This window comes from Amycolatopsis nalaikhensis (assembly GCF_030264295.1).
In the GTDB taxonomy this organism is placed as follows: Bacteria; Actinomycetota; Actinomycetes; order Mycobacteriales; family Pseudonocardiaceae; genus Amycolatopsis; species Amycolatopsis nalaikhensis.
The window spans coordinates 4101438-4126702 of record NZ_CP127173.1 but is presented as its reverse complement, the minus strand read 5'-3'; the positions used below and the strand labels follow the sequence as shown (position 1 = coordinate 4126702).

Sequence of the window (25265 nt, the reverse complement as noted above, 5' to 3'; positions counted from 1 at the left end):
CCGGTCAGTTGGCGATCGGTGCATTCGGCGCCAGACCCCAGAAGAGCTGGGTCCCCAATACACCGATGATATGTATCAGCACCATGTTCAGCATCATCGACTTCGCCGTACTTCGTCCCACGCCGACGGATCCGCCACTGGCGTTGTAACCGTAATAGCATCCGACGAAGATGATCGCCGTTCCCATGGCCATCACCTTGCACAGGGAGAAGAACAGGTCCTGCGGGTTCTGGTAGAGCCAGAAGATGAAATTGTAACCACCGGGGGAAACCCCGCCGAGCATCTTCACGGTGGTGAGGAACTCCCCGATGTACATGATTCCGAGGCCCACCACGTAGAGGAACGGCATCGCGATCCAGGCCGCGACGATGCGGCTGCCGACCAGGTAGCTCCTTGACTTGACGCCCATGACCTCCATCGCGTCGATCTCGTCGGAGATGCGCATCGAGCCGATCTCGGCGACCAGACCGCAGCCGACTTTCGCCGCGAAGATGTAGCCCCACATGTACGGCGCCATCTCGCGGATCGCGCACCAGGCGTTGAAGATCCCCGAATAGAGGGGAACGCCGATCTGCTTGAGCGTGTAGTTGCCTTCGAGGCCGCACTCGTACCCGATCACGAACTGCATGAGCCAGATGACGAGCCCGCTGGACAGGATGAGCACGCCGCACTGGTGGAAGACTTCGGTGGCGTAGTGCCGGAGATCGGGCAACGCCCGGATCGTCCGGCCGGAAAACCTTGCGATGTCGCCGCCGGTTTCGACCGCGGACTTGACCGAAGTCGCCATGCCCTTGAACGAAATCTCGACGTCGGCGGGCTTCGGCGCACCGGGCAGCTTCTTTTCGCCGACTCCGCCGTTCTGCGCAGCTCGGGTCACGGTGTCTTCTCCCCGCCTCGTCACTTGTAGATCTGCATCTCGGGGTTGAGACCGAGCATGATCGCGGTGAAGACCGCGTTGAATATCCAGATCGCGGCGAACGCGATCACCACGGCCTGGTTGACCGCCCGCCCCACCCCGATCGGCCCGCCGCCGGTGTGCAAGCCCTTGTAGCAGCAGACGACGCCGATGATCAGCCCGAAGATCGACGTCTTGATCACGCTCGCCCAGATGTCGGTCGTTGTCGCGTTGTCGAAGAAGCTGCCGAAGAACGCGCTGCTGTTCGCCTTGAGGATCGGCACGGCGGCGATGTACCCGCCCACGACACCGAAAGCCAGCGCCACCAGGTCCATCAGCCCCGTGATCAACGTCATCGCGACCACCCGCGGCACGATGAGCGTCCGGATCGGATCGACGCCCAGGACCTCCATCGCGTCGATCTCTTCACGGATGCGGCGGGCACCGAGGTCCGCGGTGATCGCCGTGCCCATCACGCCGGCCACGACCATCGCGTTGATCCAGGGCGCGAACTCGCGGACGCTCGCCATGATGAAGAACGAGCCAAGCCGTTCGGGGATACCGAAGAGGGAGAAGATGTTCCCGCCCTGCAGCCCCGGAGCCCCGAGGCCGAAGGCCGTGGTCGAGATGATCATCGGGATCCAGCACAGCTTCAGCGTCTGGAACATCTGCTCACGAACTTCGCCCCAGTAGCCAACAGGGTGCCGGAGGGCGGAGTACAGCACGTCGCCCATCAGCCGCACCATTTCGCCGGCCTGCTCCAGCGGACGCGCGACCGCGGAGCCCAGGCCGGATCGCCGGCTCGCCTTCCGCCGCTCCCGGTCTTTCGACCTCGGCGGTGCCGCTGCGTGCGTCGTCATCGGTGCACTCCTTGGTGGGCTTCGAGTCAGTTCTGTGTGGCGGGACTCATCTGAGGAACGAGGCTCACACGATTCCGCCACGCTGCGATCGCCGGATCTCGTGCGCGAGGCACGGAAACCGTTGCTATCGCTGCGAAGTCCGGTCTTTCTCCGTGCCGCTCATGCGTCCGCGGAAGAAGCCGACCGCGGCGCCGACCACCACGGCCGTAGCCGCCGTCAGCCCGATTTGGAGAGGATCGCGGCCTGCCGGCACGAGCAAGGACATCGGAAGTGCGAGCAGGTAACTGCACAGCGCGGCGACCGCACCGTGAGCCGCGGGCAGGCTGGCCTTGCCGATTCGCCTCGAGGCAACAAAAAACGCCACCACAGCGATGAGCGGAAGCCACGCGTAACCCAGGAGCGGCACCCAAGTCACGGCCAGTGGCTGGGCGAGCCCGCCGATGAGGAGAACGCTGAACCCGGTCGAAGCACCCCGGACCGCTACGGGCGCGTCGATTCGGTCCACCCAGGACAGCCGGGCCGGACCGGTGGCGTTGTCACCAGCACGCGTCATGGAGATCCCACCTTTCACTGGTTGCCCCGAGCTGGACGAGGTCCCGTCCGACGTGCTCGGTCGCGAAGGGGATTCGAGTTGCGAACCCGCGGGAGGCATTCCGCTTGCGGCCGCGAGGTTGTGGCGCTGGACGCGGAGGATCCGACGGCGATTCGCGGTGGGCGTCCGCGACGGGCGAAAGCCGGTCGGCGTCCCATGGCTGAGCCCAGCACCAAAAGCTCGCCGGCGGTACGCCGGTCACGGGTTCCCGGCGTCGCTGGCTTCCGGGGTTCGACAATGAACACTGCGGAAGTATGTCCGGCCGACACTGGGCCATATGGGCCAATGCTGGCACCCGAGGGCCAACGTAGTGCGGAGCGGAGCGGCCGCAGGGCCGGCAGGTGCGGAGAACCACTTTGCGTGACTATTCCGCCTAGAAGGCTACTACAACCGAGGTGATCGCCGCCGTGTCTGTCACTTGGTGTCCGTACCCCGCGGTCTTGCCGGACAGAAACAGCTCCGCGGCGCGCTCCTCGTTCGACATCCCTTGGGCCACGAGCCGCGTGACCGCGTCGTCCTGCTCGCCCAGCTCGTGTGCCCGCGGGCGCGCCGGTCGGCGCGGCGGAATGAGGACAAGACCGACTCGCCGCAGAAAGCAGCCGGCAGCTCGGTGACCGCCGCGCTGCGGAAGGGGCCAGAGGCTGAGCTGGGACCCAGCGGATCCAGAACTGCCGACCCCGTGCGCGGCGGCATCCGGCGCGGGTCAGGCGAACCGGCCGCCGCCATCGACGTGGACGACCGCGCCGGTCATGGAGCCGTTGCCGATGAGCAGAAGGGTCAGGGGTTCGAGTCCCCTTAGCTCCGGGTCAAGCAGCCGAAGCTGCCCGCGCAGGTCTGGCGGGTCAGCGAGCTGACCGAGGGCCGCAGCTTCACCTGGGAAGTGCGCTCGCCCGGCCTGGTCACGGTCGGCGGCCACGTGGTCACCTCGGGCCCGGACGGCGCATCGCTCGAACTGACCTTGACGCACAAGGGTTTGCTCGCCGGTCTCGTCGGCCTGCTGACGTCGGGACTGACCCGCCGCAACGTGGCATTGGAGGCCGCCGGGCTCAAGGCCAGGGGCGAGAAGCTGAGTGGCGGCGACGCGGCGCGATGACCGCGGCCGGACCGCACGGGTCGGGCCGGGAACGGGTGCTGCGCGGCGCGATCGAGTACTTCGCGGCGCACGGCATCGGCGATGTGAGCATGCGCGGGCTGGCCGCGGCGCTGGGTACCAGCCACCGCATGCTCAACCACTACTTCGGCTCCCGCGAAGGCCTGCTCACCGCGGTCGTCGACGCCGTCGAAGCGGACCAGCGGGAGCTGCTGTCCACCCTGCTCCGTGACCGCGAGACCGATTCTCGCGCCGCGCTGCGCCATTACTGGCGGCAGGTCAGCGACGCGGCGGTGACCTACGGGCCGCTGTTCTTCGAGTTGTCCGGGCACGCGATGCAGGGCCGCGCGCACGCGGTCAGCCTGCGCGAGTCACTGATCCAGCCGTGGCTCGAACCGCTCGAACTGATCTTCCAGCGGCGCGGGTCCGACGGCGCGCAGGCCGCGGTGCAGGCCAGGATCAGCCTCGCCGTCGCTCGCGGCCTGCTGCTGGACCTGCTGCTCAGCGGTGACCGGGCCGGCGTCGACGCGGCCATGGGCCACCTCATCGACACCGAACTCGGCGCCCGCTGAGCACTGGTCCCGCGAGGGGGAACGGGGCCGGTCGATTCGTCCTCGCGGGCGGGCTCGCCGAGGCGCTGACCACGGTACGATTGGTCAATCGTCCAGCCACAGGGTGGTGGTGTCCCGGTGACGACAGCAGTGTCATTCGGAGTCGAAGAGATCCGGCTGGGGCCGGGCAGTCACGTCTGCGCCTTCTACCGCGGCGCGGCCGATCGGGACCGGTTGCTGACCGGGTACCTGTCGGCCGGGCTGGAGGCCGGCGACAAATGCATCTGTGTGGTGGATTCGGCGCGCACGGCCCAGCGGTTGACCATGCTGGCGGCCCCGCCCGCGCACGACACGCAGCTCGACATCCACCTGCCCGAAGCCACGTATCTGGCCGGGGGCCGGTTCGGCACGGCCGAGATGCTCACGTTCTGGTCGGAGTGCCTGGACAAGGCGCAGACCGAGGGCTACGGGTTCTCCCGGATCGTCGGCGAGATGACGTGGGCGCTGCGCGACGCGCCCGGCGTGGAGCATCTGGTGGACTACGAGTGGGAGCTGAACCGGCTGATGGGCCGCAACCCGACCGTGGTGCTGTGCCTCTACGACCTCGACCTGTTCAACGGGGAAGTGGTGGTGAACATCGTGAAGACGCATCCGCTGGTGTTCATCCAGGGCATGCTCGTCGAGAACCCCTACTACGTCGGTCCCGACGAGGTTCTGCATGCGACCGGAACATGACGGGCTGACCCGCCTCCCCGAACGACCGTGGCGCGACGACGACGGCATCGCGCCGGTCACGCTGGTGGATCCCGCGGACGCCGATCCCGCGCAGCTTCGCAAGCGGCTCGGTGACATGCGGGCGCTGCTGGTGATCTCGCTGCTGATGACCGAGTCCGTCAACGAGGACCAGATTTTCTCGCTGGCCACGTCGTCCGCGCTCGGACTCGGCGGCTGCCGGATCGACGGCTACCACTTCACGGACGGGACGTGGCGGCCGGGCACCGGATGTCTCGCCGCGACCCGTGAGCTGACCGGGCAGGTCGCGCTGCTCGACGGCGGCGGTCCGATCGAGCTGGCCGGGCGCACCTGGGCGTGGGCGTACCCGCTGCGCAGCGCGTCGGAACTGCTCGGGCACGTCATCGCGTCCAGCGACGCCGAGCCCAGCGGCGACGAGCGCTTCCTGCTCCAGGTGCTCGCCCAGCAGACCGCGGTCGCGGTGTCCAACGCGCGGCTGCACGCGAAGGAGTGCGCGTCCGCGGCGCAGCTCGCCGAGACGAACGAGGCGCTCGCCGACACGGTGGCGTCGCTGCGCCGGAGCATGCAGATCCACGAGCGGCTGACCCGGGTCGCGGTGTCGGGTGACGGGCAGCAGGGCATCGCGGACGCTTTGCACGAACTCACCGGGATGCCGGTCGCGATGGAGGACCGCTACGGGAACCTCACCGCGTGGTCCGGTCCCGGCCGGCCGGACCCGTATCCGAAGGAGTCGTTCGCGACCCGGGAACAGTTGCTGCGCCGGTTGATGCGGGCGGGAAAGCCGTTACGCGACGGGCATCGGCTGACCATGCTCGCCTCCCCGCGACCCGACGTGCTGGGCGTGCTCGCGCTCGTCGATCCGGAGCGCCGGGCCGACAGCGCCGATCTCGTGGCGCTGGAGCACGGCACGACCGTGTTGTCGATGGAACTGGCGAGGCTGCGCGGTATCGCCGACACCGAACTGCGGCTGCGCCGGGATCTGGTGCACGACCTGCTGACCGGAACCGACACCGACAGCGCACACGCCCGCGCGGACGCGCTCGACTACGACCTGCGGCGGCCACACCGGGTCGTGCTGATCGAGGGCAAGGGCCGCTCGCGGCGCCCGGACGCGTTGCTCGAAGCAGTCCGGCGTGCACTGCGGTCGGCCGAACTCGACGCGCTGGACGAGACGCGGTCGGGAAGTGTCGTCGTGGTCACCGCGGGACAGACCAATTGGGACCGGTTACGGCGCGACGTGCTGTCCAATCTCGGCGGCGGCCAATGCCAGATCGGCGTCGGCGGAATCCGGGTCGATCCCACGGAGCTGCCCGGCTCACTGCGCGAAGCCCGGCTCGCCCTGCGGTTGCAGAAGACGTTGCTGTCGAGCGACAGCGTGTGTGAGTACTCGAAACTGGGTGTGTTCCGGATTCTCGCCACCGTGCCGGATCTCGACGAGCTGGAAGTCTTCGTCCGGGAATGGCTCGGCTGCCTGCTGGACTACGACGCCCTGCGCGGGTCGGAACTGGTACACACACTGACGCAGTACCTGGAGCACGGCGGCAATTACGACGCCACTGCCGCCGAACTGTCCGTGCACCGCAGCACATTGAAGTACCGGCTGCAACGGATCCGCGAACTGACCGGGCTCGAACTGAACGACCCGGACGTGCATTTCAACCTCCAGCTCGCCACGCGGACGTGGGGCACGCTGCAGGCGCTGCGCTCGCAGACGTAAGGGCGCTGTCCGCCGCGCGGGGTTTCACTGTGGGCTCGTCGCTCCACCGCGATCGCACCTGGTTCCCGCAGGGTCAGGTTCCGGCGGTTCTTCGTCCCGTGATGACCTGTGGGGGAAGCCACTTCCGGGCGGATGCTGAGGTTCACGACCCCAGCGAGAGGAGCCCGATCATGATTGATGTCCGTAATCCCCAGGACGGTTTCGCGGCCTTACGCGCCCGGATCAGCGCACTGGGCGACCCGGTGGGCGACGACCGCGGCGCGGACGGTGAGCCGCTGACCGTCGGCGAGTGGGCGCTGCTGATCGACGACATCGTGGAGCATCCAGACCAGAACACCGAGGCGCTGTGGAACGTGGCGAGCCCGGAGGAGGACGACCGCGAGTACGACGCGATCTTCATCGGCGGCGGCGCGGCCGGGCGGTTCGGCTCCGCGTTCCTCAAGGCGCGCGGCGGACGCCAGCTCACCATCGACGCCTGGCCGTTCCTCGGCGGCTCGTGCCCGCACCAGGCCTGCGTGCCGCACCACCTGTTCTCCGAGTGCGCGCGGGAACTGGACCTCGCGAAGCACATGCAGGGCAAGCTCTGGTACCCGGAGTTCGACGCGAGCAAGGCGAGCATTCTGGAGATCGTCAAGCTGTTCCGCGCCGGCCGGGGCATGCCGCACGCGATCATGAACTGGCAGTCCAAGGAACAGTTGGGCATGGAGTACATCCTCAACGCGGCGGCCACCGTGATCGACGAGCACACCGTCGAGGTGGACGGCAGGCGGTTCCAGGCGAAGAACCTCGTGCTGTGCACCGGCGCCCGCACCGACTTCCCGGCCGAGATCAGTGGTCTGGACCGCAAGGGCGTGTACGACTTCGCGAGCCTCATCGAGGAACTGGACGAAGAACCGACCCGGTGCGTCATCATCGGCGGCTCGAAGGTCGCGCTGGAGTACGGCTCGTTCTTCCAGGCGACCGGTTGCCAGACCACGATCCTGACCCGCAGCCCGCTGCTGCGCACCGCGAGTCTGCACCACGTCGACGAAGGCCTGCGCGACTACGTGATCGACATGATGGTGGACCGGGGCATCGAGATCGTCGAAGGCGCGCAGACCCTCGACGTGCTGGGCGACGACCGGGTGACCGGGGTCCGCTACCGGGACGCGAACGGCGAGATCGTGGAGGTGGAGACGGACTTCGTGTTCGTCGGCACCGGCGAGCGGCCGGATCTGCGGATGTACGAACCGCTCGGGCTGAAGATCGACGACCGGGGCTTCGTGGTGGCGGACGCGACGATGCGCACCTCGGTGCCGAACGTGTACGCCGTCGGCGATCTGCTCGGCCCGCCGATGGAGATGTTCAAGGCGCGCAAGTGCGGGGTCACCGCGGCCCGCAACATCATGGGCGAGCACCACGAGTTCGACTTCAGCGAGTACCCCGACTTCTTCCATACCACCTACGAAGTCACCTGGTGCGGGCTGTCCGAGGCCGAGGCGCGCACCGAGTACCCGAACGTCATCAAGATCCAGATGCCGCCGGACGACGCCGACCCGGAATCGTTCGCGCTGCCCGCCGCCGAGGGTTCGATGCTGTACGCGTTCACAAGGCCGATCCTGTCCGGCTGGCTGAAACTGTTGGTGGACGCGGATTCCCGCAAGATCGTCGGCGCGCATCACGTCGGCTACGGCGCGAAGGACGCGTTCCAGTACATCGACTACCTGATCCGCAGGCCCGAGGGCTTCACCATCGACCAGATGGCCGACCTGAACGAGCTGTTCCTGAACCCGGAGCACTTCATCCAGTTGTCCCGGCTGCGGGCGGGCCAGATGTCGCTGGTGAGCCTGTGACCGGCGACGTGCGTTTCCCAGCGGAGGCGGCGAAATGACTGCCGAGCGGGTCGCGCTGGTCACCGGCGGGGCGTCCGGGATCGGGCGGGCGATCTGCGCGCGCTTGCGCGAGGACGGCCTGCAGGTGGCCGCGGTCGACCTGAAGCCGGACGCCGCCGCCGAGGTGGCCATGTTCGCCCGAGGCTGCGACGTGACCGATGAGTCCGATGTGGACAGTGCGGTGGCCGCGGTGCTCGACCGATTCGGCGCGATCGACGTACTGGTCAACAATGCCGGGATCACCGGGTCGCAGGCGGCCACGACATGCCACGAAACGCCGGTGGAGGAATGGGACCGGGTGCACACGGTGAACGTGCGCGGCCCGTTCCTGGCCAGCCGTGCGGTGCTGCCTTCGATGGTGGCGCGCGGCAGCGGGCACGTCATCAACATCGCGTCGATCGCCGGGCTGGTCGCGTTTCCCGGGCGCTGTGCCTACACGGCGTCGAAGGGTGCGGCACTGATGCTCGCCAAGTCCATCGCGGTGGACTACGCGGCGGCCGGGATCAGGGCGAACGCGGTGTGTCCCGGAATGGTCTATACCCCTATGACAAGCTGGCGGCTGGACCAGCCCGCGCTGCGAACCCAGGTGGAGGACCGGATTCCGGTGGGCCGGGTGGCCACACCGGACGAGATCGCGGACGCGGTCTCGGTGTTGGCGTCCGGGCGAATGTCCTATGTGACCGGTCACGCGCTCGTGATCGACGGCGGAATGACCGCTCTGTGAAAGACGCGCGGTGAGAGACAAGGAGAGTCGAATGGCAGGCAGGCTGGCCGGACGGGTCGCGGTGGTGACCGGCGGCGGCGGTGGCATCGGTGGCGCGGCGGCGAAGTTGTTCGCCGAAGAGGGCGCCGCGGTCGCGGTGCTCGACGTGGCCGCCGCGGCGGCGAAGGAAACCGTGGACGCGATCCAGCAGGCGGGCGGCACGGCCATCGCGGTGACCGCGGACATCACGGACGCGCGCGCGGTGGACGCCGTGTTCGACCGGATCGAGCGGGAGCTGGGCAGCGTCGGCGTGCTGTACAACAACGCGGGCGTGAACAGTGCGGGCTCGGTGGTCGACGCCGAAGAGGACGACTGGGACCGTTGCATGGCGGTCAACGTGAAGGGCACGTTCCTGTGCGCCAGGGCCGCGGCACGCCAGATGGTGCGCAGCGGCAAGGGTTCCATCGTGAACCAGGGGTCGGTCGCGGCGCTCGTCGGCGTGGCCAACTTCGCCGCGTACTGCGCGTCGAAGGGCGCCGTGGTGGCGTTGACCCGGTCGATGTCGGTGGATCTCGCGCCGAAGGGCGTGCGGGTCAACGCGATCTGCCCGGGCACGGTGTACACGCCGCTGATGGAGCCGATGCTGACCGCGCGCGGCGGCGGTGACCTGGAGAAGGGGCTCGCCATGACGACGGCGAAGTACCCGATCGGCAGGCTCGGCACGCCGGCGGAGATCGCGAACGTCGCGCTGTTCCTGTCCAGCGACGAAGCCGCGTTCCTCACCGGCTCGGTGGTGGCCGCGGACGGCGGGATGACGTCCCAGTAGGACAGTCCTCGAAGGAGAGTGGTGACATGCGGATCGCAATCGGGGTCGGGCCGGAGGTCGTCGGCGCGCCGGCGCAGCCGGGCGAGATCGTCGAACAGGTGCGCAAGGCAGAGGCGGACGGGTTCGCCTCGGCGTGGAGCGTGCACTTCTCCCGCGGGGTGGACGCGCTCAGCGTCCTCGCCGTGGCCGGCGCCGGAACGAGCCGCATCGCACTGGGTGCGGGCGTGGTGCCGACCTATCCACGGCACCCGCTCGCGCTCGCGCAGCAGGCGGCGACGGTGCAACAGTTTTGCGGCGGCCGGTTCACGCTCGGCGTCGGGGTGTCGCACCGCCCGGTGATCGAGGGCCTGCACGGCTTGGCGTTCACCAGCCCGGCCGAGCACATGCGCGAATACCTGAGCGTGCTGCGCCCGCTGCTGCGCACCGGAGAGGTGTCCTATCGCGGCCGGTTCTACCGGGTGGAGGGTGGGTTCACGGTGCCGGGCACGACCCCGATGCCGGTGCTCGTGGGTGCACTGGGCCCACGCATGGTCCGGGTCGCGGGGGAGTACGCGGACGGTGTGGTGACCTGGCTCGCCGGCCCCCGCACGCTGGGCGACGAGATCGTGCCGGCCCTGCTGAAGGCGTCGTCGGCGGCGCCGAGAATCGTCGCGGGCCTGCCAGTGGCGGTATGCGACGACGCCGAGACCGGCCGTGCGGCGGCCGAACAGGTCTTCGCACGCTACGGCGGGCTGGAGAACTACCAGCGCCTGTTCGCACGGGAGGGCGTGTCGTCGCCGGGCGAGCTGGCGGTCACGGGAACGGAAACCCAAGTGGCGCAACAGATTAAGCGCTACGCGGAGCTGGGCGTCACCGAACTGTGGGCGACGGTGTACCCAGTGGGCGATGCCCCGGCCGCGAGCATCGCCCGGACCAGGGCGCTGTTGGCGGAGTTGAGTGGTTGAGTGTCGGGGTATCCGTGGCCTGCTGAAGGCCCGATCAGGCGTCGTCGACCGGCTCCAATTCGACGGCAAAGCCGTGAAACAGCCTCTCGCTGAGATGTTGACGGTGGGCGCCGAAGTACTGTGCAGCCGAGGTCGACTACAGGTGGCCTTCAAGAATCCCGATATACCACCGGTCGGGTCGCGGGCTGCTGCTTCCCGGAAATCGTGAATATGTGGTCCTGCATCCGGCGACCACGATTTTTGCCGGTTCGAGATGGAATTCTCTGCTGAATTCCATCTCGCCGAGACCGCCAACCGCGAACGTCAACGGATGGACGCCGGGGGCAAGGTCGACCCATTTACGTCCCTGTCGCAGCCCAGGCCCGGCCCTGAAGAGTATTCTCGTTCCTTGGCGAATGAACACGAGTCGCCATGTCTACGGCGGAGGCGTGCTTCCTCCTGGAATTAACGCGTAGGCCAACAGGCCGGTACGCCCTTCTCGACGTGCGCGCTTCAACATGTGACGCGCGAAACGGGGAATTCGGCGCTCCTCGACCTGAATCTCGACATACTCGTCCCGCTTCACGACCTACCCTCGGCAAGAGGCAATCAGACTGTCCAATATTCCATCGACCGACCGAAGGGCTTGCTCCGAAGATATCTCTTTGCTGCCAGCGAAATCGCTACATGCCGAGAATCGAGCTGACGATCGGCCGAACAGGCCAACGTCCGGCAGCCCCGGCCGCGAATCCGCGGCCGGGGCGTTCTGCTACCTCCCGTAGCGCTGCCAGTGTGCGGCGAACAGGTCCTCCTCGCTCACGACACGTGGCGGGATCGGGCGCGACACCCACGTCAGGTTCACGAAATGGCGGGCGTTGACGTTCTCCGTCGTGATATTCCCGCCCCAGGTGCCGCAGCTCAGGCTCAGGGTGAACGGCAGGCCGTTACGCGGGCTGCCCGCGCCTTCGTTCAGGTTCTGGTTCACCAGCACCCGCGCGGTTTTCGTGGTCGACGCGAGGCGGGCCACATTCTCGTCCGAGCTGGTGTGGATGCCGCATGTGTGGCCGAGTCCTTGATACCCGGTGATGTCGTTGACGAGTTTCGCCGCATTGTCGATGCCGCCCTCGTAGCGATAGACCGCCAGCACGACGGACAGTTTCTCGCCGGAGAAGGGGTGTCCGGGGCCGGTGCCGGATTCCTCGACCAGCAGCAGGCGGCAGGTGTCCGGCACCTCGAAACCGGCGAGGTGAGCGATGTGCGGCGCCGGTTTCGCGACCACGTCGATTGTCGGGATCGGACCGTTGTCGGGCCACATCGCCTTGCGCAGCAACGCTTTCTGCTCGCCAGAGCACAGGTGCCCGCCGCCGTCGACGAGTCGCCGGACCAGCTCGTCGTACACCGAGGCGTGCGCGACGACGGCGTTGTCGGCCAGGCAGCTCGTGGCCTCGTCGAACGTCTTGGCCGTGATGATCGCCTCGGCGGCGTCGGCCAGGTCGGCGGTCTCGTCCACCACGTGCACCGAGTTGCCGACCCCGACGCCGTAGGCCGGGGTGCCGGAACTGTAGGCCGCCTTGACCATCCCGGCGCCACCGGTCGCGACGACGAGATCGGCGCCGCGCATCAGCAGACGCGTCTTCGCCAGCGACGGCTCCGGCACCACCTGCACCAGGTCCTCGGGCGCGCCGACCTGACGGCACGCCTCGCGCATGTAGTCGACGACCATTTCCGTGCTCTGCCGCGTCCTCGGGTGCGGCGCGCACACGATCGCGTTGCGGCCCTTCAGCGCGAACAGCGCCTTGACCGGCGGCGTCGCGTCGGGTCCGGTCGTCGGGATGAGCGCGGCGACGACCCCGACTGGCTTCGCGATCTGCACGATCCCGGCCTCCGGCCGTTCCGCCACCACGCCGACGGTACGCACCGGCCCCATGTCGGCCAGCACGCCCGTGACCCGCTTGCCGATCTTGGCGACCTTGTCCGCGTAGTTGCCGAACCCGCCCTCGTCGACGGCGAGCTTCGCCAGCTTCTCGGCGTGGTCCTTGCGCACCACCGCCCACGCGACGGCGGTGACCAGCTCGTCGACCTGGTCCTGGTCGTAGTGCTCGATGGCGTCGGCCGCGGCGCGCGCCCGGCGCAGCACGGCGTCGATTTCGGTACGGACGGCGTCCTCGGATGGCTCAGTCATGAGACCACGGTCGCCCCCGGACGGCCCTATTCCATCGATCCGGCAGGGCGAGCCGGCGCCGATTCTTCGTCCTGCCAAGGGGTGACCGCGAGGTGGCGTCGGGCCGCATGCTGACCATGTTGGTTCGCGACGAGAGGCGGCACCGTGGCGGGAATGGTGGTGATCGGGGGTGGCGCGGCAGGCATGTCGGCGGCTTCGGCCGCGCGGCGGGTCGCGCCCGAGAGGCCCGTGATCGTGTGCGAGGCGGGCGAGTACGCCGCGTACGGGATGTGCGGGATCCCTTACTACCTCGGCGGAATCGTCGACCGGGCGGAGACGTTGCTCGCCTACCCGCCGGAGGTTTTCCGTGACCGGCGGGGAATCGACCTCCGCCTGGGCACGACCGTGCGCGAGCTGGACACCGCCGCGCGGCGGGTGACGGTGGCGAACGACGGCGGCGCCGAGACCCTGGACTACGACACGCTGGTGCTCGCGGCCGGCGCCGATCCCGTGGTGCCGCCCATTGCTGGTATAGACCACCCGAGGGTGTTCACGGTGCGCTCGCTGGCGTCCGCCGCGAAGCTGCGCACGTTGCTCGACTCCGGCTCGGTGCGCAAAGCGATCGTCGTCGGCGCGGGCTACATCGGACTGGAGACCGCCGAAGCGCTCGTCGCGGCGGGCGCGGCCGTGCGGATCGTGGAGGCGCTGCCCCGCGTGCTGTCCACAGTGGACGAGCCAATCGCGGAGGTGGTCGACGCGGAGGTCCGGCGGCACGCCGACCTGCAGCTTGGCAGCAGGCTGGACGCGATCCTCGACGGCGCTACGGGCCCGGTCGCGGTCGTCGACGGGGCCGAGTTCGCGGTGGACCTGATCGTGCTGGCCGTCGGCGTGCGCCCGGCGACCGGTCTGCTCGCGGGCGCGGAGAAACTGCCGAACGGGGCCGTCGTCGTCGACGAGGGGATGCGGACCTCGTTACCCGGTGTGTTCGCCGCGGGCGACTGCGTGGCGTTGCCGCACCTCGTGCTCGGCGCGCCCGCGTGGGTGCCGCTCGGCCCCGCCGCGAACAAGACCGGGCGGGTCGCGGGGACCGTCGCGGCAGGCGGGCGTGCGTCGTTCCGCGGCGTGGTCGGCACCGCCGTGGTGAAGGTGTTCGACCTGGAGGTGGCGCGGACCGGGCTCAGTCTCGCCGAGGCGACGGCGGCCGGAATCCCCGCTGTGGCAACGGATGTCGAGTCACGTTCGCGCGCCAAGTACTACCCGGGCGCGGCCCCGCTGCACGTGCGCCTGGTGCACACGCCGGACGGCAGGCTGCTCGGCGCGCAGCTCGCCGGCCGCGAGGGCGCGGCCAAACGCATCGACGTGGTAGCCACCGCGTTGCACGCCGAGCTGTCCGTGGACGACCTCGGCGCGCTCGATCTTGCTTACGCACCACCGTTCGCGCCCGTCTACGACCCGGTGCTGGTCGCGGCGGGCCGGGCGAACCGATCGGAAGGAGCACGGACATGAGCCTGCGACCGCCGCGGGACAAGCGGACCACACTCGCCGAGGCCGCGTCGGCCGTCGCGGACGGCGCGATCGTCGCGCTCGGCGGCGGGCTGTGCGCGCGGCTGCCGATGGCGCTGGTGCGCGAGCTGATCCGGCAGGGTCGCACGGGTTTGCACCTCGTCGGGTCGGCGCACAGCATCGACGTCGACCTGCTCGTCGCCGCGGGCGCGGTGCGGCGGTGCGAGGAGAGCTACGTCGGGTTCGAGCAGGACCTCGGTCTCGCCCCCGCCTACCGCGAAGCCGCCAGGAACGGGTTGATCGAGATCGCGGAAAGCTGCTGCGCGACGATCCTCGCCCAGTTGCGCGCCGCCGAGATGGGCGTGCCGTTCCTGCCGGTCGTCGGGGTGCGCGGGTCCGACATCGGCTCGCTGCACCCGGAGTACCGCGAGATCGAATGCCCGTTCACCGGGCAGAAGCTCGTCGCGGTGCCCGCGCTGCGGCCGGACGTGGCGCTGCTGCACGCGCCGTCCGGCGACCGCTACGGCAACCTGCATCTCGAACAGCCGTACGTGCTCGACGAGCGCTTCGCGTCCGCGTCGAAGGCGGTGATCGCGACGGTCGACGAGCTGGTGTCCACAGAGGACGTCACCGCGGCCGGGATCACCGTGCCAGGACACCTGGTGTCGGCGCTCGTCGAGGTCCCGTTCGGCGCGCATCCGGCGTCCTGCTACCCCCGTTATGCCTACGACCGCCCGCATCTGAACGAGTACGTGACCGCCGCCCGCTCGGGCGACGCCGCCGGGTATCTCCAGAAATACGTGCACGACACGGGTTCCGAGGACGGATACCAGAAGGCGATCGGGCGCCTCGACGAGCTGACCGGCTGGTCCGCCTCGACCGACGCATGGAAGGAGCTGTTCGCGTGAGCCCGCGACCGTTCACTTTGGACGAATGGTTCGTCGTCCTGCTCGCCCGCACCATCCGGCCGGACGAGACCGTTTTCCACGGCTTCGGCAGCCCGTGCGCGCAGGTCGCGATGCACGTGGCCCGCCGGACGCACGCGCCGGACATGGTGCTGGTCGAAGGCGCGATGTACGCGATCAACCCCGAGCCGCCGTTCATCCCGCCGACCGGCAACGACGCCGCGCTGAAACAGGGCGCCGCGTACAGCATGCGGTTCGAGGAGTTCTTCGACGCCGCGCTGCGCGGCGACGTGGACCGGATGTTCCTGTCCGGCGGGCAGATCGACCGGTTCGGCAACACCAACGTGACCATGATCGGTCCGCGCGACCGGCCGAAGGTCAAGCTCGGCGGCGGTGGTGGCGGCTGCAACCTCTCCGCCACGATCGGCAACCTGACACTGTGGACGACCCGGCATCGCGGCGGCCGGACGCTGGTGCCCGAGTGCGACTTCATCACCGACATGGGCCACCGCACCCCGGCCGGCAGCAGGACCGAGCTCGGCTTCCCCGGCGGCGGTCCACAGTGGATGGTCACCGAACTGGGCGTGTTCGACTTCCCGGGCGAGACGGTGCGGCTGTGCCGGACCTTCCCGGACGTGAGTGTCGACGAGGTCCGCGCCGCGACGGGGTTTCCCCTTGACGTGGCGGGCGACCTGCGCCCGCTCGACCCACCGTCCACAACGGAACTGGCGGCGGTCCGCACGATCGACCCGCTCGGCGTTCGCAAAGGCGAGTTCGACGAACGCGAGTTGTCGCGGGTGTTCGCGCACGACCCCGGAGGTGGTTGCGCGTGCTGAATCGTGCGCTGGACGCGGTGTTCGCGCCACGGCGGGTGGCGCTCGTCGGCGCGTCCGATCGCGCTGGCTCAGTCGGAAAGCTCTTGTGGGACAACCTTTCCGGCTTTCCCGGCGAGGTGGTTCCGGTCTGTCCGAACAGGACTGTCGGCGGCCGGGCCGCATACCAGGACCTGCGGTCCGTGCCCGGCGAGATCGACCTCGTCGTGGTGGCGACCCCGGCGGACAGCGTGCCCGGTGTGATCGAGGCGGCCGCCGACAAGGGCGTGCCCGCGGCCGTGGTGCTGAGCGCGGGCTTCGCCGAGATCGGCGGCGATGGCGTGCGGCTACAGGAAAAGGTGCGCGCCGCGGCGAGAGCGGGCGGCGTGCGGGTGGTGGGTCCGAACTGCTTCGGCGTGCAGAACGCGGACCTGCCGCTCAACGCGTCGATCGCGGCCGGGACGCCACCGGGCGGTGGCGGCGTCAGCCTGGTCACCCAGTCCGGCTCGTACGGGATGGCCGTGCACATGCTCGCCACCGACGAGGCCATGCGGTTCGCCAAGGTGTACGCGGCGGGCAACAAGGCCGATCTGACCGACGCCGAAGTGCTTGCGTACCTGCGCGAAGACCCGGCCACCACGGTGATCGCGCTGCTGCTGGAGTCGATCACCGACCCGCGCGCGTTTTTCGCCGAGGCTCGCCGGGCGACGGCCGAGAAGCCCGTGATCGCGGTCGTCGGCGGGCGGACCGGGGCCGGACGGCGCGCCGCCGTCTCGCACACCGCGGCGCTGGCCGCCGATGACGACATCCTCGACGCCGCACTGCGCGACTCGGGCGTGGTCCGGGTCCGGACCGGGCTGGAGATGCTGGACGTGGCCCGTGCGCTCGCCGAGCAGCCGACGCCGCGTGGCCGTCGCGTCGGCATCATCACGAATTCCGGCGGGACCGGGGTGGAACTCGCGGACCTGCTCGCGGACGAAGGGCTCGACGTTCCGGAATTGAGTCCCGCGCTGCGGTCTCGGTTGAGTGAATTGCTGCCGCCGTACGGCAGTCCGCGCAATCCTGTCGACATCACTCCGGCGTGGCGGCTGTTCGCCACGGGTTATCCGGGCGCGATCGACCTGCTCGCCCGTTCCGGTGAGGTCGATGTCGTCGTTCCGGTGTTGCTGCAGCGGTCGGCGTCGCTCGAGGTAGCGTCGGCGGTCCGGGACGCCGTAAAGCGCCTGCGGGCTGACAACGTGCCTGTTCCCGTCTACGCCTGTTTCGTGGCGCCCCGCTCCGCCGATGACGTCGCGGATGTCTTGCACCAGTCCGGAGTGCCGTGCCTGCCATGGCCGGACAGGACGGCCCGCGCGATCGGCGCCGCCGTCCGGTACGGCATGTTCGAGCCGAAGCCGTCCTCGCCGCACGAGCCCAGTGACCTGCTCGGCCCGGTGGACGATCCGGGCGACCCGATCGTCGCGCGAGACCTGCTCGAATACGCCGGAATCCCGGTGGTGCCAACGGTTCGCTGCGAGTCGGCCGACGAAGTCGTGGCCGCCGCCGCGCGCTTGCCCGGCCCCGTCGTGCTGAAGGTCGCGCACCCGGACCTGACGCACAAGAGCGACGTCGGCGGTGTGCGGGTCGGCCTCGTCGGCGAACAACGAATACGCGCGGCGGCCGGGGAACTGCTCGCACTCGCCGAAGGCGCGTCGGTACTCGTGCAGTCCAAGATGGACGGCGTCGAGACGGTCGTCGGCGGCTTTCGCGATCCCTCGTTCGGGCCCGTCGTGATGGTCGGCATGGGCGGCGTTCTCGTCGAGGTGCTGCGGGACGTCCGGTTCGCGCTCGCACCGCTCGACCACGCACAGGCTCGCGCGATGCTCGAGGAGTTGCGCGGCGCGGCCGTGCTTTCCGGCGTTCGCGGCGCTCTCCCGGTCGACCGGGACGCGCTGGCCGACGTCGTGGTGTCGGTCGGCGACCTGCTGGCGGGCAGCGACCGGATCGCCGAACTCGATCTCAACCCGGTGCTGGCCGGACCGGACGGCTGCGTGTGCGTGGACTGGCGAATTCTGACCCGCGGTGCGGACACCACCGAAAAGTACGGTCCCGCCATGCCGAAGAACTGAGGTGTTCTCCCGTCCTACCGTCGTTTCGCACGACCGGCGACTGGAAGGACGAAGAACATGCTCATTGGTTCGCAAGACGTTCTGCTGCCGACCGCGATGGTCGGGAACTATCCGAATCCGCGGTGGTACGACGGTGCGGCGTTCGCCACGCTGCCCAAGGGTGAATTCATTTACGACTCGATCAGCAAGGAGGCGTTCGAGGACACGATCGGCGCGATCGTGCACGACCAGGAGGCCGGCGGGCTCGACATCATCAGCGACGGCAAGGTCTACGGCGGCGACTCGCCGTACGGCACGATTCTGTACTACTACCTGGAGCGCATGTCCGGGTACAAGCTCACCGGCCCGCCGATCGGCCTGCCCATCTACTCGACGCTGTTCTCGCCGACGTGCACCGGTGAAATCCAGCGCGAGTACCCGTTCCACCTGAACCAGTTGCGCGCCACCCGTAAGGCGACGAACAAGCCGGTCAAGGTGTCCTACACCGGTCTGGGCGTGCTGGCCGCCGCCACCACGAACCTGCACTACAAGGACACCAAGGAACTCGCGCTCGCGATCGCGAGAGCGTTCAACGAGGACTTCCGCGAGCTCGCCGACAACGGCTGCGACATCATCCAGCTCGACGAGTTCGTGTGGCCCTACGGCATGGGCGACTGGGAGATCGAAGCGCTCAACGTGGCCGTCCGCGACGTCGACTGCCAGTTCTGGGTGCACACCTGCTGGGGCAACTACTCGGGCACGCCCGCGTACTACCCGGACGAGACGGAGACCGAGTTCGGCGCGTTCGTGCTCGACCGCCGCGCCTCCGACGCCCCGGCGCCGGACCGGGCCAAGGCGCTGTTCCCGCACGTGCTCGACGCGAACATCCACGCGCTCAACTACGAGGTCGGCCGTACCGGCCCGGACGACCTGAAACCGTTGGTGGACAACGAATGGACGAAACCGTTCGTGGCCGGCGTGATCGACGTGAAGTCCACCGTGACCGAGACCGCGGACGAGGTGGCGGACCGGATCCGCCGGGTGCTGGAGTACGTGCCGGCGGACCGGCTCGGCCTGTCCACCGACTGCGGCCTCATCAACCTGCCCCGGATGATCGCGGCGAGCAAGCTGCGCGCGCTGTCCGACGGCGCGGCGCTGGTGCGGGCGGAGCTGAAGAAGTAGGCCACCCGCTCGCGGACAGGAGCCCGGCGCCGCCCGACCCGGCGCCGGGTTCCGGCAGTTCGAGCCGGCCGTTCGGCCTGACGGGGCGAGTGGCCGCGCGATCCTGACCTCTCCGGGACCAGGCACTCGGCGTGCGCGCTTCCTATCGTCGATGGTGTTCGACGATCTGCGGGAGGTGCCAGGTGAGCGGATGTCCCAGCTTCCTCGATCTGCCGGCGCGGACGGTGAAACCCAGGATGTGCGGCGTGACGCACGTCCTGGACAAGGGGCTCACCGTCGCCGGCACCGAGGCGTTCCTCGACCAGGCGGGACAGCTCGCGGACATCGTCAAGATCGGCTGGGGGATCGGCTACGTGGATCCCACGCTGGCGCAGCGGGTGCGTCGCTACACCGAGCACGGTTGCGGTGTCTCGCTCGGCGGCACCCTGTTGGAGATCTGCGCACTGCAGAACCGGGTGCGCGAACTGCGGGAGTGGGCGCTGCGCAGCGGGATCTCGCACGTCGAGGTGTCCAACGGGCTGCGCGCGCTGACCGTGGACCGGAAGCGGGCGCTGATCCGGGAACTGTCCGCCGACTTCGTGGTGCTGGCCGAGACAGGCGCGAAGGACGACACCTATCCGTCCACTCCGGACGAATGGGCCGAGGAGATGGCCGGTGATCTCGACGCCGGGGCGCGCTGGCTGGTCGCCGAGGGCCGGGAGAGCGGCACGGTCGGCATCTACGACCGCGATCACGGCATCCGGTCCGAGGTCATCACGGCGATCTTGCGGCGGGTGCCGGTCGAGCGGGTCATCTTCGAGGCGCCGGAGAAGAACCAGCAGGCGTGGTTCATCCGGAAGCTCGGGGTCGGGGCGAACTTGGGCAACATCGCGCCCGCCGACGCGCTGAGCCTGGAAACGCTGCGACTCGGCCTGCGCGCCGACACCGTGCCGTTCGACACGACGGTCGAGGCGTCGGCGTGATTCCCGACCCGGCGCCGAACACCATCACCCGCCCCTACCGCGGACTCTCCGTGCAGGAGGTGGACATCCCGCTGACACCGCGCGCCATCGACGACCTGTTGCGGCCACGGGAGATCTACCGGCGCACCGCGTTCCTCGTGCTGCGCTCGGGCGACGACACGGCGCTCGTCGGCGTCCGGCCGGTCTCGCTCGGGCCGCTGTTCTCACCGGTCGCCGAACTGCGGGTACTGTCGGGACCGGACACGACGGTGTGGCTCGACGACCCGGCGACCGACGTCGGCAACGCGAGCGCGCTGGCCGCCGCCGCGCGTTCAGGGCACCAGGACGGCGCGCTGGCCTATGTGGTGCGCGGCCGGTTCGAGCACGTCAACTTCATCTGGCGGCCGGAGCCGCTGCGGGTGCGGGTGACCGAGGTGGTGCCGCCGTACCCGCCGAAGCTCCTTTCGATGGCCGAACAGGCCGTCGCGTTCGACGAGGATCTGCCGCCGGTGGAACTGGTGCTCGACGCGGTCGACATCCGCGCGCTCGCCGCGGACCATCCGGCGCCCGCGTTTCTGTTGCCCTGCCGGGGTTCCGGCGCCGAACTCGACGGCGAGGTGCGGTTTCTGGACACCCATCCGTCCTATCGGGACGATTGGCTGCTGATCGGCTGCGAGCGCTCGCGCGCGTTCCACGAGCAATTCTACGGCAGCGAACCGGACCGGGTGGATCTGTGCCCGAAGGCGCGCGCGGGCGCCGGGCCGGTGCTCACCAAGTGCTGCCTGCTGGAACGGGGCGTGGAGTACGCGGGCCGGTCCGCGACCGTGCCGTGGGGCGCGAACCTCGACGAAGTCCGCGCCGCGCTGCGTGCGATCTGCGGCCTGCCCGCGATGGCGGCGGCGTCATGATCTCCTCGCGCATCTTCGGTCATCTCTGGACGACGCCGGAAGCGACGGCCCTGTTCACCGACGAGGGCCGCACCCAGGGCTGGCTGGACGTGCTCGCCGCACTCGCCGAGGCGCAGGCGGACGTCGGCCTCGTGCCACGCGACGCGGCGGACGCCATCCATGCGGGCGCGAAAGTGTCCACAGTGGACATCGACAGCGTTGCGGAACAGACGCGGGCATGCGGTCATTCCACACTCGGCCTCATCCGGACACTGCGGGAAACCCTGCCGCCCGACGCCGCCCAGTGGGTCTACTACGGCGCCACCGTCCAGGACCTGACCGACACCTGGACCGCGCTTGTCTTCCGCACCGTCGGCGACATCGCCGAACGTGACGTGCGGCGGCTGCGTGACCGCGCGCTGGCGCTCGCGGTGGCGCATCGCGACACCCCGATGTGCGGCCGCACGCACGGCCAGCCGGGTCTGCCGATCACGTTCGGGTTCAAGGCCGCGGTGTGGGCGGCCGAACTGGATCGCCATCTGCGGCGGCTCGCCGAAGGCCGCGTGCGCTGGGAGAACGTCCAGTTGGGCGGCGCACTGGGCACCATGGAGTTCTGGGGCGACCGCGCGCTCGACCTGCTCGACGCGTTCGCCGCCCGTCTCGGGCTCGGCGTCGCGCCGGTGCCGTGGCTGACCGCGCGCGACGGGATCGCGGAGTTCACCGGGCTGCTCGCGGCGATGTCGGCCACCATCGCGAAGATCGGGAACGAGGTCTACCAGTTGCAGCGGCCGGAAATCGGGGAACTGGCCGAGGGCGGGTCGGCGGCGGCGGTCGGCTCCATCACCATGCCGCACAAGCGAAACCCGGAGATCTCCGAACAACTCGGCACGCTCTCGCGGGTGGTGCGCGCACAGGCGGCGCTCGCGCTGGAGGGCATCGGCTGTGAGCACGAGCGGGACGGGCGCGCGTGGAAGACCGAATGGCGGCTCGTGCCGGACGCGTGCTGCTCGTTCGCCGCCTGTGCCGCGCTCGGCGCCGAAATGCTCGACGGGTTGGCTGTGGACGCCGACCGGATGCGGCGCAACATCGACGCGCAGCGCGGATACCTGTTGTCGGAACCGGTGATGCGGGCGCTCGCGGACCGCGTCGGCAAGCACATCGCGCAGGAACTCGTGCGCTCGGCCGCGCTCGCTGGACTGCAGTCCGATGTGGACTTCCGCACCGCGCTGCGGAACTGTGCAGGCACCGCGCTGCTTTCCGACGCCGAACTGGACCGGTTGCTCACTGTGGACAGTGCGCTGGGCGCGTGCGGCGCGTTCGTCGACCGGGTACGCGCCGAATGCGGTGCGGCATGACCACGCACGCGCCCGTCGCAGATCGGTTGCTGGGACCGCACGAGCCGCCCCGGATCGAACTGGTGCGGTCGCCGACTCCACTGCACCCGGCGCCCCGCCTGTCGGCCGAACTCGGCGTGCCCGTCCTGTTCAAACGGGACGACCTGACCGGGCTCGGTCTGGGCGGCAACAAGGTGCGCGGCCTGGAGTACCTGATCGCGGACGCGCTGCGGCAGGGTTGTGACTGCCTGGTCACCGGCGCGGGCCCGCAGTCGAACTGGACGCTGCTGGCGGCGCTCACCGCGCTGCGGTACGGCATCGAGCCGCACGTCGTGTGCTACGGAAATCCTCCGCCGGACGAAGGAAACCTCCGGCTGCACCGCTGGCTCGGTGTGGACGTGCGGTTCACCGGCGCCGCCGACCGGTCCACCGTGGACGACGGGATCGCCGCGCTCGCGGCCGAACTGCGCGCGACCGGGCGCCGCCCGTACGTCCTGCCGAGAGGCGGCGCGACCGCGCTCGGTTCGCTCGGCTACGTCCGCGCGACGATCGAACTGGCTGCGCAACTCGACGAGTCCGGCACCGAACCGGCGGCGGTATGGCTGCCCACCGGCTCGTGCGGCACCCACGCCGGACTGCTCGCCGGTGTCGCGTTCGCGGCGGCCGCGTTCGACCTGATCGGGGTGACCGTCAGCAGGCCGGTGGCCGAATGTCGAACCCGGATCACCACACTCGCCGCCGCGGCCGCCGCACTCGTGCACGGCCCGGAACCGGCGGAACCGCGAGTGCTGGGCGGCTGTCTGGGGCCGGGATACGGGATCCCGTCGCCGGAAGGGGCCGCGGCCGCGCTCCTGGTGGCGCGCGCCGAAGGCGTGTTCCTCGACCCGGTGTTCGGCGCGAAGGCCATGGCGGGCCTGGTCGCGGAATGCGCCGCGGGCCGGGTCACCGGCCCCCAGGTGTTCCTGGTGACCGGCGGCGCGCCGACGTTGTTCACCGACCGCAAGGGGGCCTCGTGACCGGAACTACCACACCGAACGGCTATCTCGGCGCCGAGGCCATGATCACCAGTGGCCCCGCGCCCGAGCTCGTCGACGCCGGTTACGCGCTGGAGATCGCCGATGCCCCGCTGCTGCACCGTGGCCTCACCCTCGCCGACCTCGCGCACCTGCTCGCGCTCATCGACTGCCGGGTGCTGAGCGAAGCGGAGGTCCGGCCGCTGCTGCGGCGGCTGCTCGACCTGCTCGACACCCCGGCGGCCGAGTTCGAGTACGACCCGGCCTACGGCGACGCCTACAACAGCCGGGAACGGGTGCTGGAACGCGAACTCGGTCCCGACGCCGGGCGACTGCATCTTGGCCGCACCCGTCGCGAGGCGGGCCGGATCGCGTTCCGGCTCGCCCTGCGCGAGCACCTGCTCGACCTGCACGACGCGGTGACCGGGTTCGCCGAAGCGCTCGCGGTCGCGGAGACCGACGCGGCGGACACGCTGTGGGCGGACACCACATATCTCCAGCCTGCCCAGCCGTCCACCTTCGGGCACTACCTCGGCGGCTTCGCCGAGCAGGCGGTGCGGCACCTGGACCGGATCGCCGACGCCCATCGCCAGGCCGACGTGTCGCCGGGCGGGTCCGGCGGCGTCGGCGGCACACGCCTGCCATTGGACCGGAACCACCTCGCGGCACTGCTCGGTTTCGCCGCCGCCGGGCGGCACACCAGGGACGTGATGTGGTCCACCGACGGTCTCGTGGATGCCGTCGGCGCGGCGACCCAGGCCGTGCTGACCGTGGACCAGCTCGCCGAGGACCTGGAGATCTTCGCCAGCCCGGCGTTCGGCTACGTGACACTCGACGCGTCGCTGTGCCGGGCCAGCGTGCTCATGCCGCAGAAGCGGAATCCCTATGCGCTGGCGGTGATCCGGGGCGGCGCGAGCACGGTCGTCGGCAGGCTGACCGGGTTGCTGGTGACCCGGCGCTCGCCGTCCGCCCGCACCGACAGTTGGCTCTACGCCTACGGCGAAGTGGCCGGTGCGCTCGCGCTGTCGACCCGTCTCGTCCGGCTCGGCACCGCCGTCGTCCGCGGGCTGACGCCCAACACCGAGAACCTGGCGGCGCAGGCGGGTGCGCACCACACGGGTGCGGCCGACCTCGCCGAGGACTTCGCCCGGCATCTCGGGCTCGACTACCGCACGGCCTACCGGGTGGTGGGCCGTGCGGTCTCCATGGCGGGCGAGCACGCGCTCACCCCCGCCCTGCTCGCGGAGGCGGCCGAACAGGTGACCGGTGCAGCACTCGTGGTGCCGGACCGGCTCGTCGCGCTGGCCGCCGAGCCGCGCTGCCTGGTCGCCGAACGCGTCGCGGAGGGCGGCGCGGCGCCGCACCGGGTCCGCGAGCACGCGGCCGCCGTCGCCGGTTCGGTCGCCGCCGCGCGCGAGTGGCACCAGGCGCGGTTCGAGCACGCGCGCGACGCCGAACAGGCACTCGTCGCGTCGGCGCACGCCATGGCCTCCGGCCGGTGATCGGGCGCTCGCCGTACCTACTCGCGAGTCGCCGTTGAAGTGCGGTAATCGGGCGGATTTCCGCTGCCGTCCGGCTCAACGCCTGTTGGCGCTCGTACCAATTGGGCTACCGTACCTAATACTCCAGCCGCACTTCGTGATGTTGGTTGTGTCTTCG

22 protein-coding genes are annotated in these 25265 nt (G+C 69.7%); 18 read left to right on the top strand and 4 right to left on the bottom strand.

Annotation, left to right across the window (positions count from 1 at the left end; genetic code table 11):
- Positions 1-4 precede the first annotated feature (4 nt).
- The 3 genes from QP939_RS20450 to QP939_RS20440 form a co-directional block, all read right to left on the bottom strand.
- A complete protein-coding gene (locus QP939_RS20450) occupies positions 5-877 on the bottom strand; it encodes an ABC transporter permease (RefSeq protein ID WP_285458410.1) in 873 nt (290 codons plus the stop codon).
- 20 nt (positions 878-897) lie between these two features.
- Positions 898-1755 (bottom strand): MlaE family ABC transporter permease, encoded by an 858-nt coding sequence (locus QP939_RS20445; protein ID WP_285458409.1) that lies wholly within the window; start codon positions 1753-1755, stop codon positions 898-900.
- Between the two features lie 124 nt (positions 1756-1879).
- A complete protein-coding gene (locus QP939_RS20440; RefSeq protein ID WP_183126911.1) occupies positions 1880-2308 on the bottom strand; it encodes a hypothetical protein in 429 nt (142 codons plus the stop codon).
- 919 nt (positions 2309-3227) lie between these two features.
- Here QP939_RS20440 and QP939_RS20435 point away from each other — a divergent pair.
- The 8 genes from QP939_RS20435 to QP939_RS20400 all read left to right on the top strand — a co-directional run bounded on the left by QP939_RS20435 (position 3228) and on the right by QP939_RS20400 (position 10802).
- Positions 3228-3440, top strand: coding sequence for a hypothetical protein (locus tag QP939_RS20435; RefSeq protein ID WP_285458407.1), 213 nt, complete (start codon positions 3228-3230; stop codon positions 3438-3440).
- Complete coding sequence (locus tag QP939_RS20430; RefSeq protein WP_183126908.1) at positions 3437-4009, top strand: TetR/AcrR family transcriptional regulator; 573 nt, start codon at positions 3437-3439, stop codon at positions 4007-4009. Before QP939_RS20435 ends, QP939_RS20430 begins: the two co-directional genes overlap by 4 nt.
- Positions 4010-4126: 117 nt before the next feature.
- Complete coding sequence (locus tag QP939_RS20425) at positions 4127-4723, top strand: MEDS domain-containing protein (RefSeq protein WP_158242445.1); 597 nt, start codon at positions 4127-4129, stop codon at positions 4721-4723.
- Entirely contained in the window at positions 4707-6458 is a 1752-nt protein-coding gene (locus tag QP939_RS20420; RefSeq protein WP_101434350.1) for a helix-turn-helix domain-containing protein, read from the top strand. Before QP939_RS20425 ends, QP939_RS20420 begins: the two co-directional genes overlap by 17 nt.
- A gap of 170 nt (positions 6459-6628) precedes the next feature.
- A complete protein-coding gene (locus QP939_RS20415) occupies positions 6629-8290 on the top strand; it encodes an FAD-dependent oxidoreductase (RefSeq protein ID WP_183126906.1) in 1662 nt (553 codons plus the stop codon).
- Positions 8291-8324: 34 nt separating this feature from the next.
- On the top strand, positions 8325-9053 hold the full coding sequence (locus QP939_RS20410; protein ID WP_101434349.1) for an SDR family NAD(P)-dependent oxidoreductase: 729 nt from the start codon (positions 8325-8327) through the stop codon (positions 9051-9053).
- A 31-nt stretch (positions 9054-9084) separates the two neighbouring features.
- Positions 9085-9858 carry an SDR family NAD(P)-dependent oxidoreductase gene (locus QP939_RS20405; protein WP_101434348.1) on the top strand — a complete coding sequence of 258 codons (774 nt, stop codon included), beginning with the start codon at positions 9085-9087 and terminating at the stop codon, positions 9856-9858.
- Positions 9859-9884: 26 nt separating this feature from the next.
- A complete protein-coding gene (locus QP939_RS20400) occupies positions 9885-10802 on the top strand; it encodes a TIGR03564 family F420-dependent LLM class oxidoreductase (protein WP_101434347.1) in 918 nt (305 codons plus the stop codon).
- A 748-nt stretch (positions 10803-11550) separates the two neighbouring features.
- Here the strand turns inward: QP939_RS20400 and QP939_RS20395 are convergent.
- Entirely contained in the window at positions 11551-12963 is a 1413-nt protein-coding gene (locus QP939_RS20395; RefSeq protein WP_101434346.1) for an aldehyde dehydrogenase family protein, read from the bottom strand.
- A 153-nt stretch (positions 12964-13116) separates the two neighbouring features.
- Between QP939_RS20395 and QP939_RS20390 the strand changes: the two genes are divergently transcribed.
- The 10 genes from QP939_RS20390 (at position 13117) to QP939_RS20345 (ending at position 25108) form a co-directional block, all read left to right on the top strand.
- Positions 13117-14448: an FAD-dependent oxidoreductase gene (locus tag QP939_RS20390; protein WP_101434345.1), complete on the top strand. Its 1332-nt coding sequence runs from the start codon at positions 13117-13119 to the stop codon at positions 14446-14448.
- Positions 14445-15353 (top strand): CoA transferase subunit A, encoded by a 909-nt coding sequence (locus QP939_RS20385; protein ID WP_101434344.1) that lies wholly within the window; start codon positions 14445-14447, stop codon positions 15351-15353. The genes QP939_RS20390 and QP939_RS20385 overlap by 4 nt, the downstream gene beginning before the upstream one ends.
- A complete protein-coding gene (locus tag QP939_RS20380) occupies positions 15350-16186 on the top strand; it encodes a CoA-transferase subunit beta (protein ID WP_101434343.1) in 837 nt (278 codons plus the stop codon). The genes QP939_RS20385 and QP939_RS20380 overlap by 4 nt, the downstream gene beginning before the upstream one ends.
- Positions 16180-18270 carry an acetate--CoA ligase family protein gene (locus QP939_RS20375; RefSeq protein ID WP_208637256.1) on the top strand — a complete coding sequence of 697 codons (2091 nt, stop codon included), beginning with the start codon at positions 16180-16182 and terminating at the stop codon, positions 18268-18270. The genes QP939_RS20380 and QP939_RS20375 overlap by 7 nt, the downstream gene beginning before the upstream one ends.
- A 57-nt stretch (positions 18271-18327) precedes the next feature.
- Positions 18328-19431: a cobalamin-independent methionine synthase II family protein gene (locus QP939_RS20370; protein WP_101434341.1), complete on the top strand. Its 1104-nt coding sequence runs from the start codon at positions 18328-18330 to the stop codon at positions 19429-19431.
- Between the two features lie 131 nt (positions 19432-19562).
- Positions 19563-20393, top strand: coding sequence for a phosphosulfolactate synthase (locus QP939_RS20365; RefSeq protein WP_352251927.1), 831 nt, complete (start codon positions 19563-19565; stop codon positions 20391-20393).
- Positions 20390-21280: an XcbA family protein gene (locus QP939_RS20360; protein ID WP_101434339.1), complete on the top strand. Its 891-nt coding sequence runs from the start codon at positions 20390-20392 to the stop codon at positions 21278-21280. The genes QP939_RS20365 and QP939_RS20360 overlap by 4 nt, the downstream gene beginning before the upstream one ends.
- Positions 21277-22614, top strand: a complete 1338-nt coding sequence (gene xcbD / locus QP939_RS20355) for a 3-sulfopropionylcysteine synthase XcbD (protein WP_101434338.1) — start codon at positions 21277-21279, stop codon at positions 22612-22614. The genes QP939_RS20360 and xcbD overlap by 4 nt, the downstream gene beginning before the upstream one ends.
- Complete coding sequence (locus QP939_RS20350; protein ID WP_285458403.1) at positions 22611-23609, top strand: 1-aminocyclopropane-1-carboxylate deaminase/D-cysteine desulfhydrase; 999 nt, start codon at positions 22611-22613, stop codon at positions 23607-23609. Before xcbD ends, QP939_RS20350 begins: the two co-directional genes overlap by 4 nt.
- Positions 23606-25108, top strand: a complete 1503-nt coding sequence (locus QP939_RS20345) for a lyase family protein (protein ID WP_244194492.1) — start codon at positions 23606-23608, stop codon at positions 25106-25108. The genes QP939_RS20350 and QP939_RS20345 overlap by 4 nt, the downstream gene beginning before the upstream one ends.
- Positions 25109-25265: the final 157 nt, after the last annotated feature.